Source organism: Streptomyces sp. BB1-1-1 (assembly GCF_031597775.1).
Lineage (GTDB): Bacteria > Actinomycetota > Actinomycetes > Streptomycetales > Streptomycetaceae > Streptomyces > Streptomyces thinghirensis.
On sequence record NZ_CP134203.1, the window covers coordinates 1,863,032 to 1,879,884 of the forward strand.

Here is a 16,853-nt window from a genome sequence, read left to right on the forward strand (position 1 = left end):
GCCGCCCGGCCGGGCCGTCGGCGTCATACGATCGCGCCTTCGTAGGTCCGGCCTTCAGGGGTCGGCGCCTGCCCGAACGTTTCGGCGGGCCGGTCGAATTCCGCCGGCATGAGCTGCGGCAGGTGCGTCTGCTGCGGCGTGGTGGCGTGCGCCGGGCCGGGCTGCGCGGGCACCGCCCCGACCTGCAGCGCGGCGGCGGGCCCGGGTTGCGCCGCCCGGCGCGGTGCGGTGAACCAGTGCCCCGCACTCCCCTGGACCGGCGTCATGGCCCGCCCCGCCCGGCGGGTGTCGACGGTCCCGACGGCCGGTGCGTGCGCCTGCCCGGGCGCGAGGTCGCCGCCCGCCACCAGCATCCGGTCGGCGAGCCGCGCGGCGGCGTACCCGTCGTCCAGGTCGCAGAACTCGCGCTGGAACCAGCGGTACCGCTCGGCGTAGGCCTCCTGGATCCGGTCGATCTGCTCGACGGCCGACACCAGGTCCTCGGAGGTGTCCAGGAGGGGGCCCGGGGCGCTGCTCGCGAAGTCGAAGTAGAAGCCGCGCAGGGTGTCTCGGTAGTGGTCCAGGTCGTAGGTGAAGAAGAGGATCGGGCGCCCGGTGTTGACGTAGTCGAACATCAGGGACGAGTAGTCCGTGATCATCACGTCGGTGATCAGGGAGAGGTCGGCCATGTCCGGGTAGTCGGAGACGTCGAAGACGAATCCGTCGCCGGCGCCCGGCACCGGGTCCACCACGTTGGGGTGGCGGCGGACCAGGAGTACGTGCTCGGCGCCCAGCCTGGCGCGGGCGTCCTCGAGGTCGATGCGGAAGTCCAGCTTGTACTTGCCGGGCGCGTAGTACTGGTCGTCGCGCCACGTGGGTGCGTACATCACGACGCGCTTGCCCTCGGGCAGGCCGATCCGGCGCCGGATCTCCTGCTCCCGCTGCTCGGTGCCGGGCAGGCGCAGGATGTCGTTGCGCGGGTAGCCGGACTCCACCATCTCGCCGGGGAAGCCGAAGGCGCGCTGGAGGATCGGGGTGGAGAAGCTGTTGGGCGAGACCAGCATGTCCCAGTTCTGCACCTCCTTCTCGACCCGTTCCAGGTAGCGCTGGTCGGCGAAGTGGATGGACTCGATGTCGTGGCCGATCTTCTTCAGCGGGGTGCCGTGCCAGGTCTGGACGACGGTCTGGCCGTCCCGCTTCTGGAACCAGTCCGGGAGGTGGTTGTTGGCGACGACGTAGCGGCTGGTGGCGAGGGCCTCGTACCACTCTGGCGACCACATGCGGATCGGGATCGCGGTGGGCGGCACCTCCACCTGGTCGTCGCGCACCACCCACAGCTGTTCGAGGTCGGTACCGCGCCGGAGCAGTTCCTCGTGCAGCGCCCGGGGGCTGTCCGAGTACTGGGTGCCCTTGAAGGCGTCGAAGAGGACGGCGGGGCGCACCCGCTGCCGGCGGGCCGCCGGGTACGCCTTGGTGCGCAGCAGCTTCTGGCGGTACGGGCCGCGGGCGTGGTCGGGCATGGCCGAGTGGACCAGCAGGGACAACCGGTCGTACGCCTCGGCCTGGAGGTCGTAGCGCCGCTCGTTCTCCTCGTGTTCCTGGGGGAGGGCACCGATGATGTCCTGCTCGGTCTTCACCATCAGGTCCTCGAGGCGGTCCTCGCGGGCCACCGCCGAGAGGTCCTGCCTGCGCAGGAAGAAGTCCCAGCGGCCGGCCGCGAGCGGGATGTCCCCGGCCAGCGTCCGCATGGCGGCCGGGCTGAGCAGGCAGCGGAACTCGTTGCCGTTCCACTCGATCCGGACCTCGCGCTCGGCGCCGTGCGCCCGTGAGCGGACCACCAGGTGCGCGTCCTGGTACTCCCGCGGCGAGAGCCGGTCCGCCGCCAGGTACCGGCCGTGGATCTCCAGCGAGCCGTCCTCGCGCCAGGCGAACGCCGTCGCCGTGGGCAGGGTGGCCCGCTCGAAGAGGACCAGGTAGCCCGAGCCGTTGCGGTGGACGACGACCTCGCGGTCGCCCTCGCGGGTCTGCAGCGAGGCGGGCATGCGGTAGTGCCCGTCCGGAGTCTCCTCGGCCATGACGGGATAGATGGCCGTCTTGCGGCCCTCCACGTGGAGGGTCGTCTTCCAGCCGTTGCTGCCCATGCTCCAGGACTGCGGGATGTCCGTGTCGGCCTGGGCGTCGGCCCGGAAGGCCGGCACCAGCGAGCGCAGCGGCAGCCGGGCCGCGAAGGTGCACCAGCCCTCGCCGCCCGGGGTGAAGTACACCCGCCCGTCGTGCTGGCCCGAGCCGCTCAGGCTGGTGACGCGCAGCCTGCCCCACTCGGGCACCTTCGGGCCCAGGTACACCCCGCGCAGCTCCAGCTGGTCCCCGACCACGCGGTGGCCGGTGATCCGGCAGCGCACGATCTCCACCCGCAGCTTCAGCTTGCCCTGGAGGAAGACCGGGAGGATGCGGGTGTTCTTGTCGACGTACCGGTACGGGGGGTTGGCGGCGGTGCCGGCGCCGCCCCGGTCGATGCCGCGGTAGCGGAACAGCCCCCGGCTGAGGACGCCGGCGGCCACGTCCCAGGTCCCCTCGACCCACTGGCCCTTGCGCTTCAGGCGGGTCGTGTCGATGCGGGCGTCGAAGCCGGCCCAGTCGTAGCAGTAACGATTCTGGTTGGAGGACTCGGTGGCCTGCGGCGCGTAGGTGGTCTTCGCCGTGGTGATCACCATGCGGCCCTGCTTCTTGTTCCGCAGGGCGATGGCCTTCACCGACATGTGCCGTTTGTGCACGTTGATGTAGCGCACGTACGCGGTCCCGGTGAGGGTCAGCAGGTGGCCGTTGGTGCTCCAGCGGGCCCCGCTGAGCGAACCGTGCAGGGAGAGTTCCTTGTCGAGCCGGAACGCCTTCTTGTCGAGGCCGACCCCGCGGTCCCCGAGGTAGGGGTACTTCAGATAGCGGTGGAAGCGCCGCTGGACCGGCATCGGGCCGCCCCGGCGCTCGAACTCGATGACCTCCATGAGTTCGGGCAGTCGCCACTCGCGCACCAGGAGCCACTTGACCCGGGCGTCGGCGGGCAGTTCGTCGATGATGGTGAGGTCGCTCTCGTCGAGGAACTCGTTGGCCCACTGCATGAACGACTGCCGGTACTCCTCGTCCGCGTCCGGCAGCACCTTGAGGTGCAGCATCAGATCGGACTTCAGGCAGGCGAGGTCGTACTTGCGCTTGCTCTCCTCGTACTGCCGCGAGCGCCGCTCCGCGAGGAAACGGCTGACCGACTGCACCGCCGCGACCCGGTCGCGCAGGTTGGACAGCTCGGTGTGGCGCTGGGTGATCGACGGCGCGGCCCCGCCCTCGCGCCGGCGCCAGAAGTAGACGATGTCGGTGATGACGTCGACCTTGGCGGCGCGGAAGTGGGCGTACATGTTGACCCAGGAGTCCTCGTACATGACGCCCTCGGGGAACGCGATGTAGTGGTAGTCCCAGAAGGACCGCCGGAACATCTTGTTCCAGACGGTCCGGTCGTAGATCAGCGCCTCGAACCGGGTGATGTGCGTGCCGCGCCGGTTCTTCTGCATTGGGCCCTTGTGCAGGGGCGACTGCCACTTCTTGGTGGAGTTCATCATCTGCACGTTGCCCGAGACGAAGTCCGAGTCGGACCCCTCCAGGGTGCGCACCAGCAGTCCGTAGGCGTACTCGGGGATGACGTCGTCACCGTCGACGAAGGCCAGGAACTCGCCCTGGGGGTGCATGGCGCGCAGCCCGGTGTTGCGTGCGTGTCCCGGGCCGTTCGGCTCCTGGCGGATCATGCGGAAGCGCGGGTCCGCGGCGCAGTAGTCGGCGGCGATCCGCGAGGAGCCGTCGGTGGAGCCGTCGTCGACGAGGATCACCTCGAAGTCGCGGAACGACTGGCGCGCGATCGACTCCAGGCATTCGGCGAGATAGGTCTCGACGTCCTGAAAGGGCACGACGATGCTCAGACGCGGGTGATCCACCAACTCGTACTCCTACCAAGACATTTCGCCCAGCGGGCCACCAACAGTCCGTACTGGACGCCCCACCCCTACCTGGTGCACCCGCGGTCCCCTCAACCGCCTCGGCTTCACCGGCACCTCTGACCGCCGGCGAAGCCCCCCTCACCACGCGATCACAGGCCCGCCATATCTTATGTCACCCTTAAGGTTGGTCAAGGCCAGTTAATGTGGCGTCCATCGCTGTAACGCGCTATGGTTCCCGGCTCGTAAATTCTCTATGAGTAGGCGCATATAGTTCTCGCACCGACATGACCGCATAGTGGACCGGCTTCCCCCCACCCGGGCCCTGCGACTCCGCCGCGCGGAGCCCGTGAGGAGAGGAACCGAACACCATGAGCCACAGCGCCACCACGGAGCCTCGGCGTGCCCGCCGGGCCGCGCCAGGCGGCGGCCGCCGCGCGCCACGCCGCCGCAGGCGCTGGGGACGGATCGTCCTGCTGTCCCTCGTCGTCCTCCTGCTCGCCGCCGGCGGCACCGGCTACTGGCTCTACAGCGGCCTGAACGGAAACATCGACGGGGTGGATCTGAACAAGGCCCTCGGCGAGGACCGCCCCGAGAAGCTGCCGACCTCGGGACAGAACCTGCTGGTCCTCGGGTCGGACTCGCGCGCCGGCGCCAACGCCTCGCTCGGCACCGGCAAGGTCTCCGGCGCCCGTTCGGACACCGCCCTGGTGGTGCACATACCCGAGGGCCGCAAGCAGGCCGTCGCCGTGAGCATCCCCCGCGACACTCTCGTCACCCGCCCGGAGTGCACCAAGTCCGACGGCTCCTCCGTTCCGGAGAAGGAGCGCGTGATGTTCAACTCCGTGTACTCGCTGGCGGGACCGGCCTGCGTGGTCAAGACCGTGGAGAAGATGTCCGGCGTCCGCATGGACCACTACGTGGAGATCGACTTCGCCGGCTTCAAGGGACTGGTCGACGCCATCGGCGGCGTGCCCGTCACCATCGACGAGCCCATCAAGGACAAGGCCAGCGGCCTGGACCTGAGCGCCGGCACCCACACCCTGGACGGCGCCGAGTCCCTGGCCTTCGTACGTACCCGGCACGGGGTGGGCGACGGCAGCGACCTCGGCCGCATCGGGCTCCAGCAGCAGTTCCTGATCGCGCTGCTGAGCGAGGTCAAGAAGCAGGACCTGCTGGGCAGCCCCACCAAGACGTACAAGATCGCCGACACCCTGACCTCGGCGCTCACCACCGACTCCGAACTGGCCTCGCTGACCAGCCTGGCCGACTTCGCGCGCAGCATGAACGGGGTCGACCCCGCGACCATGGAAACGATCATGCTGCCGGTGGCGTACGACAAGATCGACCGGAACCGGGTCGTCGCCGCCGAGCCCCAGGCGACCGACCTGTGGGAGGCCGTCCGCTCGGACTCCGAGATTCCCGAGTCCGCGAAGAAGTCGCCCGCGACGGGCGGCTGACCTCCGGCGCCACGGCGCCGGCCGCTCAGCGCCCGAGGGTGTGCCACCGGGTGAGGGAGAGGCCGGCGCCGTCGTCCTGACGGGCCACCTTCGGTGCGCCGTCGGGTCCGATCAGCGCCAGCGCCACCCGCCCGCGGCCGTCCCGGGCGAGAGCGGGCACTCCTTGGCAGGACTCGGCCAGGGCGTACCACCAGAACCCCCCGGCCTCGTTCTCGGTGCCGCCCATGCCGAGCACCACGGAGCCGTCCCGGTCCCGGTGGGCGAGCACCACGCAGTCGTAGCCGTCCACCGCCGTGCGCAGTGACGCGTACCCCTGCCCGGCCGGCGATCCGCCCAGCGCGGCGGGCCAGTCGCCGTCCCGCCACGCGGCCGCGCCGCCGCTCTCGGCGTCGGTCCAGAAGAACGTGGCCCGCTCCGGCCCCGTCTCCAGCGCGGCGACCGTCCCCGGCACGGGACGCAGGGCGAAGCCGCGGGGGCCCTCGAAGTCACCGCCGGGCGCCGTCTGACGCCAGACGAGGACGCCCGACGCGGCCGCGGCGCAGACCTCCAGCCGTCCCCCGGCGAGGGCGACCGGCGCCGGCAGGGCGTCGGTCTCGCCGCCCCGCAGGTCCTCCCAGGCCCGCCACTTGCCGTTCGGAGACTCGCGGCGCAGCGACAGACCACCGTGCGCGTTCCGTACGAAGACGTGCACCGTGCCGTCGGCCGCGACGGCCCCGACCGGCGGCCCCAGTTCCCGGGCCTGCTCACGGTCGCGGTGCGGATTGCCGAGCGAACGCCATTCGGTGAAGGCCAGTCCCGTCTGGTACTGGATCGCGTGCACGACGTCCACGCCGAGCCCGCCGTCGGCGCGCTCGCGCTCCCTGCGGCCGAGGAAGTGGACGTAGGTGTCCGCTCCCTGCACCACCGTCAGATGGGTCAGTCCCGCCACGGGCACGAAATGCGGCCCGCTCCAGTCGGGGCCGCCCGCGACGGTCTCCGTCCAGCGCACCAGACCGCCGTCGGCGGGCACGTAGAGGCTGAGCCGGCCGTCCCTGCCGAGGGTGAGCCAGTCGCCGTGGGCCGGTCCGGACGCACCACCCCGGCCCCCCTCCACGGTGCCGGGCCCGACCTGGCGGGCGGCGCCGACGGGGTCTGCCGACCTTCTCCGCATGGCCTGCTGCACCTTCCTGAAGCCCGCCGTGTCACGGACAGGGACCCTCGAACGCGGAACATCATATGCCGTTCGTTCACCAGTTCCCCATGGCTCGGCCACCGGGCCGTCGAGGGCCCGTCAGACGGCCTGCCAGGGACCGAGCGCGAGGCCCGGTTCGTCCTTGCGTCGGGTGAGGCGGAGCTGCCCGGTGGACGGGGAGAGCGTCGCCGCCACCAGCCGGCCGTCGGCGTCCAGCGCCAGGGAAACCACCGCGTCGGCCGGCAGCTCCGGGCCCGACTCCGTCCACGCGGCGCCGAGCGCCTCCTGCTCCGAGGGGTACGCCGCGAAGGCGACCCGGCCGCTCGTCGCCGAGCGCTGGGCGACCAGCGTGCAGTCGTGGCCGTCGATCTCGCAGCGGACGGCGGAGACGGGGCCGGGTCCCGCCGCGGTCACCAGCGGCATCGGCTTCTCGCCGGGGCGCCAGGCGCACAGCTCACCGGTGTCGTCGTCGGTGAAGAGGACGGTGGTGTACTCCTCGGAGGTGGCCAGCGCGCGCAGGGTGCCCGGGCGGACCGCCGCGTCGACGCCCTCCCCCGGTACCGGCCGCGCGCCCGGCTGCTCCTGCCGCCAGTGCCGGATACCGCCGGTGACCGCCGCGTAGAGCTCGACCCTGCCGGACTCCCCCGTCACGGCCGCGGGCGCCTCCTGGACGCCGCGTCCCTTCAGGTCCCGCCACGGCTCCCAGCCGCCCTTCTCCTTCTGGGCCACCATGCTCATGCCGCCTCCCCCGTTGCGGACGAAGACATGGGCGCGTCCCTGCGCGTCGACCGCGACGGCCGGTGTCCCGGTGCGGTCGCCCTGCTTGTTGGGGTGACCGGCCGGCTGCCAGTCCAGGGGCGCGAGCAGCGGCCGGAAGTGCGTGGTGTGCACGAGGTCGGACCGGTCGGTCCCGACGGGCCGCCAGGCGACCAGATGGGCATAGCCGTCGGGGCCCCGGCCGACCGCGAGGCCGGGGTGCAGTTCCTGGTCGCCGCCGAGCCTGCGCGGCGCCTCCCAGGGCCCGGCGGGCGCGCGTTCGGCACGCCACAGGGCGGCACCGTCCGACGGGAGGTAGACACTGAGGCGGCCGTCGCGGCCGAGGAGAAGCCAGTCGCCGTTCACCGCTTCACTCTAAGCGGGGCCGCCGGGTCCGCGTCGATCGGGTACGGCCTGCGCGACAGTGCCGTGCGACCCTGACGGCATGGACGGCAACGGCATGGACGACAACGCTCCCCTGCTCGTGATCGTCGACGCCGCGAACGTCGTCGGGTCGGTGCCCGACGGGTGGTGGCACGACCGGCGCGGGGCGGCGGAGCGGTTGCGGGACCGGCTGGCGGCGGACGGCGTGCCGGGGCGTGCCGGCCCGGTGGAGGTCGTCCTGGTCGTCGAGGGCGCGGCACGGGGGGTGGACTCGGTGCCCGGCGTACGGGTGGAGTCGGCGCCCGGCAGCGGGGACGACCACGTGGTCGACCTGGTCGCCCGGGCCGCCGGTGACCGTCCGGTCCTGGTCGTGACGGCCGACCGCGAGCTGCGCCGCCGGGTGACCGGGCTGGGCGCGGAGGTGGCGGGGCCGCGGACGGTCCGGCCCGCGTGACGGCGCCCCCACCGGCGTACGCGGACCGGCCCCGCGGTCCCCGAGCGGGGGTGCGGGGCCGGAGCGGGAGCCGATGGGGCTACGGGGTGTTCCCTCCGGACGGCCCGGACGGCCCGGTCGACCCGGGCGTGCCGGCCGGCGCCTCCTCACCGCGGCCCAGGCGGCTGTGGGAGCGGCTGTAGAGGAAGTACACGACGACGCCGATCGCCATCCAGACGCCGAACCGCACCCAGGTCTCGGCGGGCAGGTTCAGCATCAGCCACAGCGAGGCGCCCACCGACACGATCGGCAGCAGCGGCACCAGCGGGGTGCGGAAGGCGCGCGGCAGGTCGGGGCGGGTCCGGCGCAGGATGATCACGCTGAGGGCGACGATGACGAACGCGAACAGCGTGCCGATGTTCACCAGCTCGGCCAGCTCGCTCAGGCTGGTGAAGCCGGCGACGATCGCGATGATCACGCCGAGCAGGATGGTCGGCCGGTACGGCGTCCGGAACTTCGGGTGGACGCGGGAGAAGAAGCGCGGCAGCAGCCCGTCGCGGCTCATCGCGAAGAACACCCGGGTCTGGCCGAGCAGCAGGATCATGCACACCGTGGTCAGGCCGACGGCGGCGCCGAAGCTGATCACACCGGCGAAGAAGGGGTGCCCGGTGGACTTGAAGGCGTCGGCGAGCGGGGCGTCGATGGACAGCTCGCTGTAGTGCTGCATGCCGGTGACGACGATCGACACGGCGACGTACAGCGCGGTGCAGATGAACAGGGAGCCGAGGATGCCGCGGGGCATGTCGCGCTGCGGGTTCTTGGTCTCCTCGGCGGCCGTGGCGACGATGTCGAAGCCGATGAAGGCGAAGAAGACGACCGAGGCCGCGGTGAAGATGCCCATCACGCCGAAGTTGGCCGGCGCCCACCCGAACATCAGCTGGATCAGTGGCGAGTCGAGGCCCCCGCCCGCCTCCACCGGCTGCGCCTTCGGGACGAAGGGGTCGTAGTTGGAACCCTTGATGAAGAAGGCACCCGCGATGATCACGATGAGGACGACGGTCACCTTGATGGCGACGACGACCGAGGTGACCCGGGCCGACAGCTTCATGCCGAGGACGAGGATGCCGGTGAGCACCAGCACCAGGACGGCGGCGAGGATGTCGAAGCCGAATCCCTCGGCGCCGTCCCGGCCACCGAGCGCCGCGGGCATCTGCCAGCCCGCGTTGTCCATCAGCGAACGGATGTAGCCCGACCAGCCGACGGCCACCACCGCCGTGCCGAGCGCGAATTCCAGAACCAGGTCCCAGCCGATGATCCAGGCGGGCAGTTCGCCGAGCGAGGCGTAGGAGAAGGTGTACGCGGAGCCGGCGACCGGGACCGTCGAGGCGAACTCCGCGTAGCAGAGCGCGGCGAGCGCGCAGACCACGCCGGCGACGACGAAGGCCAGGGCCACGGAGGGCCCGGCGTTGTTCTTGGCGACCGTGCCGGTCAGTACGAAGATGCCGGTGCCGATGATGACACCGACACCGAACACGGTCAGATCCAGTGCGGACAGGGATTTCTTGAGCGCGTGCTCCGGCTCCTCCGTGTCCCGGATGGACTGCTCGATCTTCTTGGTCCTGAAGAGACTGCTGTTGCTCACGGGTACCTCCGAGCTTGTCGTCCCCGACATGATCGAGAGGGGGGCGTTCTGCGTATGCCCCGGCGTGAGCGGATTCACGCGGATGGGCAGGTTTCACCACTGCAACGAGTGGTGAAACCTGCCCATCCGGTCGTACGTCAGTCGCGCGCGGCCTCCACCGAGTCCACCTCGGAGCGCTCGTACCGGCCGTCGAGCTTGGCGACCAGACCGGTGACCTGGCGGGCGATGTCGGGGGCGGTGAGCCCGATCTCGGCCATCACCTCGGCCCGGGAGGCGTGGTCGAGGAAGCGCGGCGGGATGCCGAAGTCGCGCAGCGGTACGTCGACGCCCGCGTCGCGCAGGGCCTGGGCGACGGCCGAACCGACGCCGCCGACGCGGGAGTTGTCCTCGACGGTGACGACCACGCGGTGCCGCTCGGCGAGCGGGGCCATGGCCTCGTCGACGGGCTTGACCCAGCGCGGGTCGATCACGGTGGTGGAGATGCCCTGCTTGTTCAGCAGGTCCGCCACCTCCAGGCACATCGGCGCGAGGGCGCCGACGGAGACCAGGAGGACGTCGGGCGTGTCGGTGCCGGGGGCGCGCAGCACGTCCATGCCGCCGACTCGGCCGACGGCCGGCACGGCGGGGCCGACGGCGCCCTTGGAGAAGCGGACCACGGTCGGCGCGTCGTCCACCTCGACGGCCTCGCGCAGCTGGGCGCGGACCTGGTCGGCGTCGCGCGGGGCGGCGAGCCGCAGGCCGGGGACGACCTGGAGGATCGACATGTCCCACATGCCGTTGTGGGAGGCGCCGTCGGTGCCCGTGACACCGGCGCGGTCCAGCACGAACGTCACGCCGCACTTGTGCAGGGCCACGTCCATCAGCACCTGGTCGAAGGCGCGGTTGAGGAAGGTGGCGTACACGGCGAAGACCGGGTGCACTCCCCCGTGCGCGAGGCCGGCCGCGGAGACCGCGCCGTGCTGCTCGGCGATGCCGACGTCGTAGACGCGGTCCGGGAAGGCCTTGGCGAACTTGTCGAGGCCGACCGGCTGGAGCATGGCCGCGGTGATGGCGACGACGTCCTCGCGCTCCTTGCCGAGCTTGAGCATCTCCTCGCCGAAGACGCTCGTCCAGTCGGCGCCGGAGGTGGAGATGGGCAGGCCGGTGTCGGGGTGGATCTTGCCGACGGCGTGGAAGCGGTCGGCCTCGTCCTGGAGGGCGGGCTGGTAGCCGCGGCCCTTCTCGGTGAGGCAGTGCACGATGACCGGGCCGCCGAAGCGCTTGGCGCGCGTGAGGGCGGACTCCAGGGCCTCCAGGTCGTGGCCGTCGATGGGGCCGACGTACTTCAGGCCGAGGTCCTCGAACATGCCCTGCGGGGCGATGAAGTCCTTCAGGCCCTTCTTGGCGCCGTGCAGGGTGTCGTAGAGCGGGCGGCCGACGACCGGGGTGCGCTCCAGGAGGTCCTTGGTGCGGGCCAGGAAGCGCTCGTAGCCGTCGGTGGTGCGCAGGGTCGCCAGGTGGTTGGCGAGGCCGCCGATGGTGGGCGCGTAGGAGCGCTCGTTGTCGTTGACGACGATGACGAGCGGGCGGTCCTTGGCGGCGGCGATGTTGTTCAGCGCCTCCCAGGCCATGCCGCCGGTGAGCGCGCCGTCGCCGATGACGGCGACGACGTGGTCGTCGCGGTCGAGGACCTGGTTGGCCTTGGCGATGCCGTCGGCCCAGCCGAGGACGGTGGAGGCGTGGCTGTTCTCGATGACGTCGTGCTCGGACTCGGCCTGCGAGGGGTAGCCGGACAGGCCGCCCTTCATCTTCAGCTTCGAGAAGTCCTGACGGCCGGTGAGCAGCTTGTGCACGTAGGACTGGTGGCCGGTGTCCCAGAGCACCTTGTCCTTCGGCGAGTCGAAGACCCGGTGCAGGGCGAGGGTGAGCTCCACCACGCCGAGGTTCGGGCCGAGGTGGCCGCCGGTCTTGGAGACGGCGTCGACGAGGAAGGTGCGGATCTCCTCTGCCAGGCCGCCCAGCTCTTCCAGGCTGAGCCGGTCCAGATCGCGCGGTCCCGTGATGCGGGTCAGCAGCGGCACCCGTGCCTCCTTGCAGTAGAGCTGTTGCCGGGCCTGCCCGAGTCTAATGTTCCGCCGTGGCGGAACGTGTCCGGGCGGTGCGTCGTACGTCACGCGTTCGGCCTTACCCATCGGCGGTCCGTTCTACGACTGCCCCGCCGGCCGTCGTCCTCGGCACCCTGACCCGCGTGGCCGTCCCGTGCGCACGGCGCGGGCGGGGCAGCCCACCGCCCGCCCGAGGGCTCAGCTCGGGCGGGCGGTGGGGTGGTGCGCCCCGGGGCGGGCGGGTGATGCGCCCGGGCCGGGCGGTGTGCGCCTAGGCGCGTCCCGCCGTCTTCTGGGTCTTGCGGGTGACCGCGTCGATGACGACGGTCGCCAGCAGCACGCCACCGGTGATCATGTACTGGACCGGCGAGGCGATGCCCTCCAGGGCGAGGCCGTACTGGATCGAGACGATGACCATCACACCGAGCAGCGCGTCCCAGGTGCGGCCGCGGCCGCCGAAGAGGGACGTGCCGCCGATCACGGCCGCGGCGATGACGTTCATCAGGAACTCACCGGTGCCCGCGCCCTGGTTGGCGGAGGCGATCTTCGACGCGACGAAGAGACCGCCGATCGCGGCGAAGGTGCCGGCGATCGCGAAGACCGAGATCCGGACCAGCTCGACGTTGATACCGGCACGGCGGGACGCCTCGACGCTGCCGCCGAGCGCGAAGACCTTGCGGCCGTAGGCGGTGCGGCGCAGTACGAAGTCCGTGAGCAGCAGGAACGCGAGGAAGATCACGACGGCCAGCGGCAGGCCCTTGTACTGGTTGAAGACGATCGCCACGACGAAGGCCAGGATCGCGAGCAGCACCGTGCGGACGATGATCTCGTTCAGCGGCCGGGACGGCACGCCCGCGGCCTCGCGGCGGCGGTTGTCGAAGAAGGCGGAGAGGAAGTACCCCGCGGTCACGACGATCGCCAGGCCGTAGGCGGCGGCCACATCGCTGAAGTAGTAGCTGGTCAGCTTGACGACGATGCCGTCGGAGTTCAGGTTGATGGTGCCGTTGCTGCCCAGGATCTGCAGCATGAAGCCCTGCCAGAACAGGAGTCCGGCGAGCGTCACGGCGAAGGCCGGGACGCCGATGCGGGCGAAGAAGAAGCCGTGGATGGCGCCGGCCACCGTGCCGGTGAGGATGGCCAGTACGAGGGCCAGCACCTCGTTCATCCCGTGCGTGATGTTCAGCACCGCGAAGGTGGCGCCCGCGACACCGCTGACGGAGCCGACGGACAGGTCGATCTCGCCGAGCAGCAGGACGAAGACGATACCGACGGCGATCATGCCCGTGCCGACCATGGCGACGGACATGTCGGAGAAGTTGCCCGCGGTGAGGAAGTTGGAGTTCAGGCTGGTGAAGATGGCCCAGATGATCAGCAGACCGACGACGACCGGGATGGACCCGAGGTCACCGGCCTTCATCTTCCGCTTGAACTCGCCGAGGTAGCCCGTGAGGCCCTGCTCGCGGACGAGCAGCCGGGGGTCGACGACGGTGGCCGCGGCGGCGGGGGCGTCGGGGTTCTCCACCGCGTGGTCCTCGGCGGGTGTGGAGGTCTTGTCGATGCTCACTTCTTGATCTCCCCATTGGTGCGCGCCGCACGACGGGTCACGGCGTTCTCCGTGGCGCCCGTGATGGCGGAGATGATCTCTTCCTGCGAGGTCGACTTGACCTCGAAGACGCCGTTGTTGCGCCCGAGGCGCAGGACGGCGACCTTGTCGGCCACCGCCTTCACATCGGCCATGTTGTGGCTGATGAGGATGACGGCGTGACCGCGCTCGCGCAGCCGCTCCACGAGGTCGAGGACCTGTGCGGTCTGCTCGACACCGAGGGCGGCCGTGGGCTCGTCGAGGATGACCAGCTTGGGCTCACCGAGCATCGACCGGGCGATCGCCACGACCTGGCGCTGACCGCCGGAGAGCGAGGCGATCGGGATGCGGACGCTGGGGATGCGGATGGACAGCGTGTCCAGCAGCTCGCGGGAGCGGCGCTCCATCTCCACCTCGTCCAGGACACCGCGCTTGATGACCTCCCGGCCCAGGTAGAGGTTGCCGACCACGTCGATGTTGTCGCACAGCGCGAGGTCCTGGTAGACGGTCGCGATGCCCAGGTTCTGGGCGTCGTGCGGCCTGTTGATCGAGACGGCCTTGCCGTCCCATTCGATGGAGCCCTCATCGATGGGGTGCACGCCGGCGATCGTCTTGACCAGCGTGGACTTTCCGGCTCCGTTGTCGCCGACCAGGGCGACCACCTCACCGGCGTGGACCTCAAGCTCTACGTCGGTGAGCGCCTGGACGGCACCGAATCGCTTGGAGACCCCGCGCAACGCCAGCACGGGCGTAGCGGACACGTGAACCATCTCCTTCGCCGCCTGACCCGGCGGGAGGTTGTGCAGAAGTTTTCGGGGGGGGTTCCGTCCGGCGCCCCGCCTAGCTTGCGGGGCTGTTGACGCGGGGCGCCGGAGGAAGCTGCGTGCAGCCGGTCCCGTACGCGCTCAGGCGGTACGGGAGGCGGGGCTGCTTACTTGAGACCGATCTTGTCGCACGCCGCCTTGTACTTGCCGCCACAGATCTCGTCGATCGTGTAGAAGCCCTCCTTGATGACGGTCTCCTTGATGTTCTCCGTGGTCAGCGAGACGACCGGGACCAGCGTCGTCGGGATGCCCTTGGTGGTGGCGCTGTCGGCCTTGTCCTTGGCGATGGAGTCGAGCGACTTGCCCTGGGCGAGGGCGACGGCCATCTCGCCGGCGACCGCGGCCTCCTGCGGGTAGGACTTGTAGACGCTCATGTACTGCTCGCCGGTGACGATGCGCTGCACGCCCGCGAGTTCGGCGTCCTGGCCGGTGACCGGGATGTCGGCGATGCCCGCGCGCTTGAGGGCGGTGATGATGCCGCCCGCCATGCCGTCGTTGGCGGAGTAGACGCCGATGATCTTGTCCTTGCCGAGCGCCGAGATGGCGGCCTGCATGTTGGAGTTGGCGTTCTCCGGCTTCCACTCCTTGGTGTCGTAGGAGCGGCCGATGTTCACCTTGCCCTCGAGGACGGACATCGCGCCCTCCTTGAACTGGGCGGCGTTCGGGTCGGTGGAGGACCCGTTCATCATGACGATCTGGCCGTCCTTGGCCTTGTCGCCCAGCGCCTTCAGGAGGGCCTCGCCCTGCGTCTTGCCGACGGTGACGTTGTCGAACGAGGTGTAGGCGTCGATCGGACCCTCGGCCAGGCGGTCGTAGGCGACGACCGGGATGTCGGCCTGCTCCGCCTTGGTGATCGAGCCGGCGATGGCCTTGGAGTCCACCGCGTCCACGATCAGCACGTCGACCTTGTTGGTGATCATCGTGTCGACCTGCTGCGCCTGCAGCGTGGCGTCCTGCTTGGCGTTGGCGTAGACGACCTCGCCCTTGTTGTTCGTGAGCTCCTTGACCTTCTTCTCGATCAAGGGCTTGTCGAACTTCTCGTAGCGCGCGGTCTGGTTCTCCGGAAGGAGCAGACCGACCTTGATGTCGTCGCCCTTCTTCTCGGCGGAGCCCGAGGAGTCGCTGTTCTCGTCGGACTCCGCGGCGCTGCCGCAAGCGGCGAGCGAGACCGCCATCGCGGTGGTGACAACGGCAACGGCGGCACGACGCATACGCGTGTTCACTTCACTAACCTCCCTGACGAGGCCGCGTCGTTGCGGCCGAGGTGGCTGGAAGTCAACTCGGCCACACGTGCGACGTCAAGAAGTAAATCCTTAACGAGATGACAACGGTGCCATCCGTGCTCTAAGTGAAGGCAGGGGTGGCCGCCGACAGAGCGCCGGTCGCACTTCCGTCCAAAAGGGTTGAATCACCCATCTCGCTGAGGGCGAGGGCGAGCGCTCCGAGCACCTCCGCACGCCCCCCAAGTGCCCCGGGGAGCACGGAGAGTTGACGTGCCGCGCTGGGGATCGCGTAGCGGCCGACGGACTCCCGGATCGGGCCGAGCACCAGCTCACCGGCCTCGGCGAGATCGCCGCCGAGGACGACACGGCTCGGGTTGAGCAGGTTGCAGAGGTTGGCGACTCCACTGCCGATGTGCCGGCCGACGTCGGCGATCACCCGACGGCAGCCCGGGTCGCCGTCCCTCGCCAGCCGCACGACGCCTTCCATCGTCAGGTCGGTGCCGTGGCTCGGCTGGAGCAACGGGAGCACGTAGCGTGCGGCGGCGAAGGTCTCCAGGCAGCCCCGGTTTCCGCAGCGGCAGACGGGACCGGCTTCGTCGAGTGTAATATGCCCGATTTCGCCCGCCGTGCCGCCGGGACCGCGGTAGATCTTCCCGTTGATCACCAGGCCCGCGCCGACGCCGCTGGCGACCTTGATGTACGCCAGGTCCCGCACCCCCCGGCCGCTGCCCCAGACCAGCTCGCCCAGGGCGCCCAGGTTGGCGTCGTTGTCCACGTGCACCGGCACGCCGAGCCGCCCCCGCAGCTCCTCGGCGGGCCGGGTGCCGCCCCAGCCGGGCAGGATGGCGGTCGAGCCCAGCGTCCCGGACTCCACGTCGATCGGGCCGGGCACGCCGAGGCCCACTCCGGCGATCTTCGTGCGGTCGATGCCGGTCGCCGCGATCAGCCGGTTGACCAGCTGCTCCGCCCGGTCGAAGCCCTGCGCCGAGGACGCGTCGACGTCCAGCGGCTCGGACTCCTCGGCGAGCACCTGGTGGGCGAGGTTCCCGACCGCGACCCGCAGATGCGTGTGCCCGAAGTCCACGCCGATGACGATGCCGGCGTCCCCGCTCAGCGAGACGCTGCGGGCCCGGCGGCCGCCCGCCGAGGTGGGCGTGACCTCGACCGTTCCGCCGTCCTTCAGTTCCCTCACGATGTTCGAGACCGTCGCCGCGGACAGGCCCGTCGTCCTCGCGATCTCCGCCTGCGTGAGCGACCCGGCGAGCCGTACCGCTCGTACGACCCGTTCCAGGTTGGCTCGGTGCAGCGACGACTGCGACCCGGGAGTCTCCACGACGA

Annotated in this window: 11 protein-coding genes; 2 read left to right on the top strand and 9 right to left on the bottom strand. The window is 70.7% G+C overall.

Annotated elements, in window-relative coordinates; translation table 11 throughout:
- Positions 1 to 23: 23 nt before the first annotated feature.
- The gene (locus RI578_RS08645) at positions 24 to 3,956 is read right to left on the bottom strand and encodes a CDP-glycerol glycerophosphotransferase family protein (protein WP_310870559.1); all 3,933 of its coding nucleotides are present in this window, start codon (positions 3,954 to 3,956) and stop codon (positions 24 to 26) included.
- 371 nt (positions 3,957 to 4,327) lie between these two features.
- Between RI578_RS08645 and RI578_RS08650 the strand changes: the two genes are divergently transcribed.
- Positions 4,328 to 5,416 (top strand): LCP family protein, encoded by a 1,089-nt coding sequence (locus RI578_RS08650; RefSeq protein WP_310870560.1) that lies wholly within the window; start codon positions 4,328 to 4,330, stop codon positions 5,414 to 5,416.
- Between the two features lie 25 nt (positions 5,417 to 5,441).
- Here the strand turns inward: RI578_RS08650 and RI578_RS08655 are convergent, their stop codons facing one another.
- Together RI578_RS08655 and RI578_RS08660 are read right to left on the bottom strand one after the other, a co-directional pair.
- Positions 5,442 to 6,566: a hypothetical protein gene (locus tag RI578_RS08655; RefSeq protein WP_310870561.1), complete on the bottom strand. Its 1,125-nt coding sequence runs from the start codon at positions 6,564 to 6,566 to the stop codon at positions 5,442 to 5,444.
- 120 nt (positions 6,567 to 6,686) lie between these two features.
- A complete protein-coding gene (locus tag RI578_RS08660) occupies positions 6,687 to 7,709 on the bottom strand; it encodes a hypothetical protein (RefSeq protein ID WP_310870562.1) in 1,023 nt (340 codons plus the stop codon).
- A 94-nt stretch (positions 7,710 to 7,803) separates the two neighbouring features.
- Here RI578_RS08660 and RI578_RS08665 point away from each other — a divergent pair, with 94 nt between their 5' ends.
- Positions 7,804 to 8,181: an NTP pyrophosphohydrolase gene (locus RI578_RS08665; RefSeq protein WP_310875707.1), complete on the top strand. Its 378-nt coding sequence runs from the start codon at positions 7,804 to 7,806 to the stop codon at positions 8,179 to 8,181.
- 79 nt (positions 8,182 to 8,260) lie between these two features.
- On the opposite strand, the gene RI578_RS08670 is transcribed toward RI578_RS08665, so the two are convergent.
- The 6 genes from RI578_RS08670 to RI578_RS08695 form a co-directional block, all read right to left on the bottom strand.
- Positions 8,261 to 9,802 carry an amino acid permease gene (locus RI578_RS08670; RefSeq protein WP_310870563.1) on the bottom strand — a complete coding sequence of 514 codons (1,542 nt, stop codon included), beginning with the start codon at positions 9,800 to 9,802 and terminating at the stop codon, positions 8,261 to 8,263.
- Positions 9,803 to 9,939: 137 nt separating this feature from the next.
- On the bottom strand, positions 9,940 to 11,862 hold the full coding sequence (dxs, locus tag RI578_RS08675; protein WP_310875708.1) for a 1-deoxy-D-xylulose-5-phosphate synthase: 1,923 nt from the start codon (positions 11,860 to 11,862) through the stop codon (positions 9,940 to 9,942).
- Between the two features lie 295 nt (positions 11,863 to 12,157).
- Complete coding sequence (locus RI578_RS08680; RefSeq protein ID WP_310870564.1) at positions 12,158 to 13,450, bottom strand: ABC transporter permease subunit; 1,293 nt, start codon at positions 13,448 to 13,450, stop codon at positions 12,158 to 12,160.
- Positions 13,447 to 14,238, bottom strand: coding sequence for an ATP-binding cassette domain-containing protein (locus RI578_RS08685; protein WP_310870565.1), 792 nt, complete (start codon positions 14,236 to 14,238; stop codon positions 13,447 to 13,449). The genes RI578_RS08680 and RI578_RS08685 overlap by 4 nt, the downstream gene beginning before the upstream one ends.
- 161 nt (positions 14,239 to 14,399) lie before the next feature.
- Entirely contained in the window at positions 14,400 to 15,503 is a 1,104-nt protein-coding gene (locus tag RI578_RS08690; protein WP_310875709.1) for a sugar ABC transporter substrate-binding protein, read from the bottom strand.
- A 133-nt stretch (positions 15,504 to 15,636) separates the two neighbouring features.
- Positions 15,637 to 16,848 carry an ROK family transcriptional regulator gene (locus RI578_RS08695; RefSeq protein WP_310875710.1) on the bottom strand — a complete coding sequence of 404 codons (1,212 nt, stop codon included), beginning with the start codon at positions 16,846 to 16,848 and terminating at the stop codon, positions 15,637 to 15,639.
- Positions 16,849 to 16,853: the final 5 nt, after the last annotated feature.

Excerpts from the sequence above, each read along its gene's own strand:
- RI578_RS08655 (WP_310870561.1), bottom strand. The coding sequence starts at position 6,566 with ATGCGGAGAAGGTCGGCAGACCCCGTCGGCGCCGCCCGCCAGGTCGGG.
- RI578_RS08665 (WP_310875707.1), top strand. The coding sequence starts at position 7,804 with ATGGACGACAACGCTCCCCTGCTCGTGATCGTCGACGCCGCGAACGTC.
- RI578_RS08650 (WP_310870560.1), top strand. The coding sequence starts at position 4,328 with ATGAGCCACAGCGCCACCACGGAGCCTCGGCGTGCCCGCCGGGCCGCG.
- RI578_RS08690 (WP_310875709.1), bottom strand. The coding sequence starts at position 15,503 with ATGCGTCGTGCCGCCGTTGCCGTTGTCACCACCGCGATGGCGGTCTCG.
- RI578_RS08685 (WP_310870565.1), bottom strand. The coding sequence starts at position 14,238 with ATGGTTCACGTGTCCGCTACGCCCGTGCTGGCGTTGCGCGGGGTCTCC.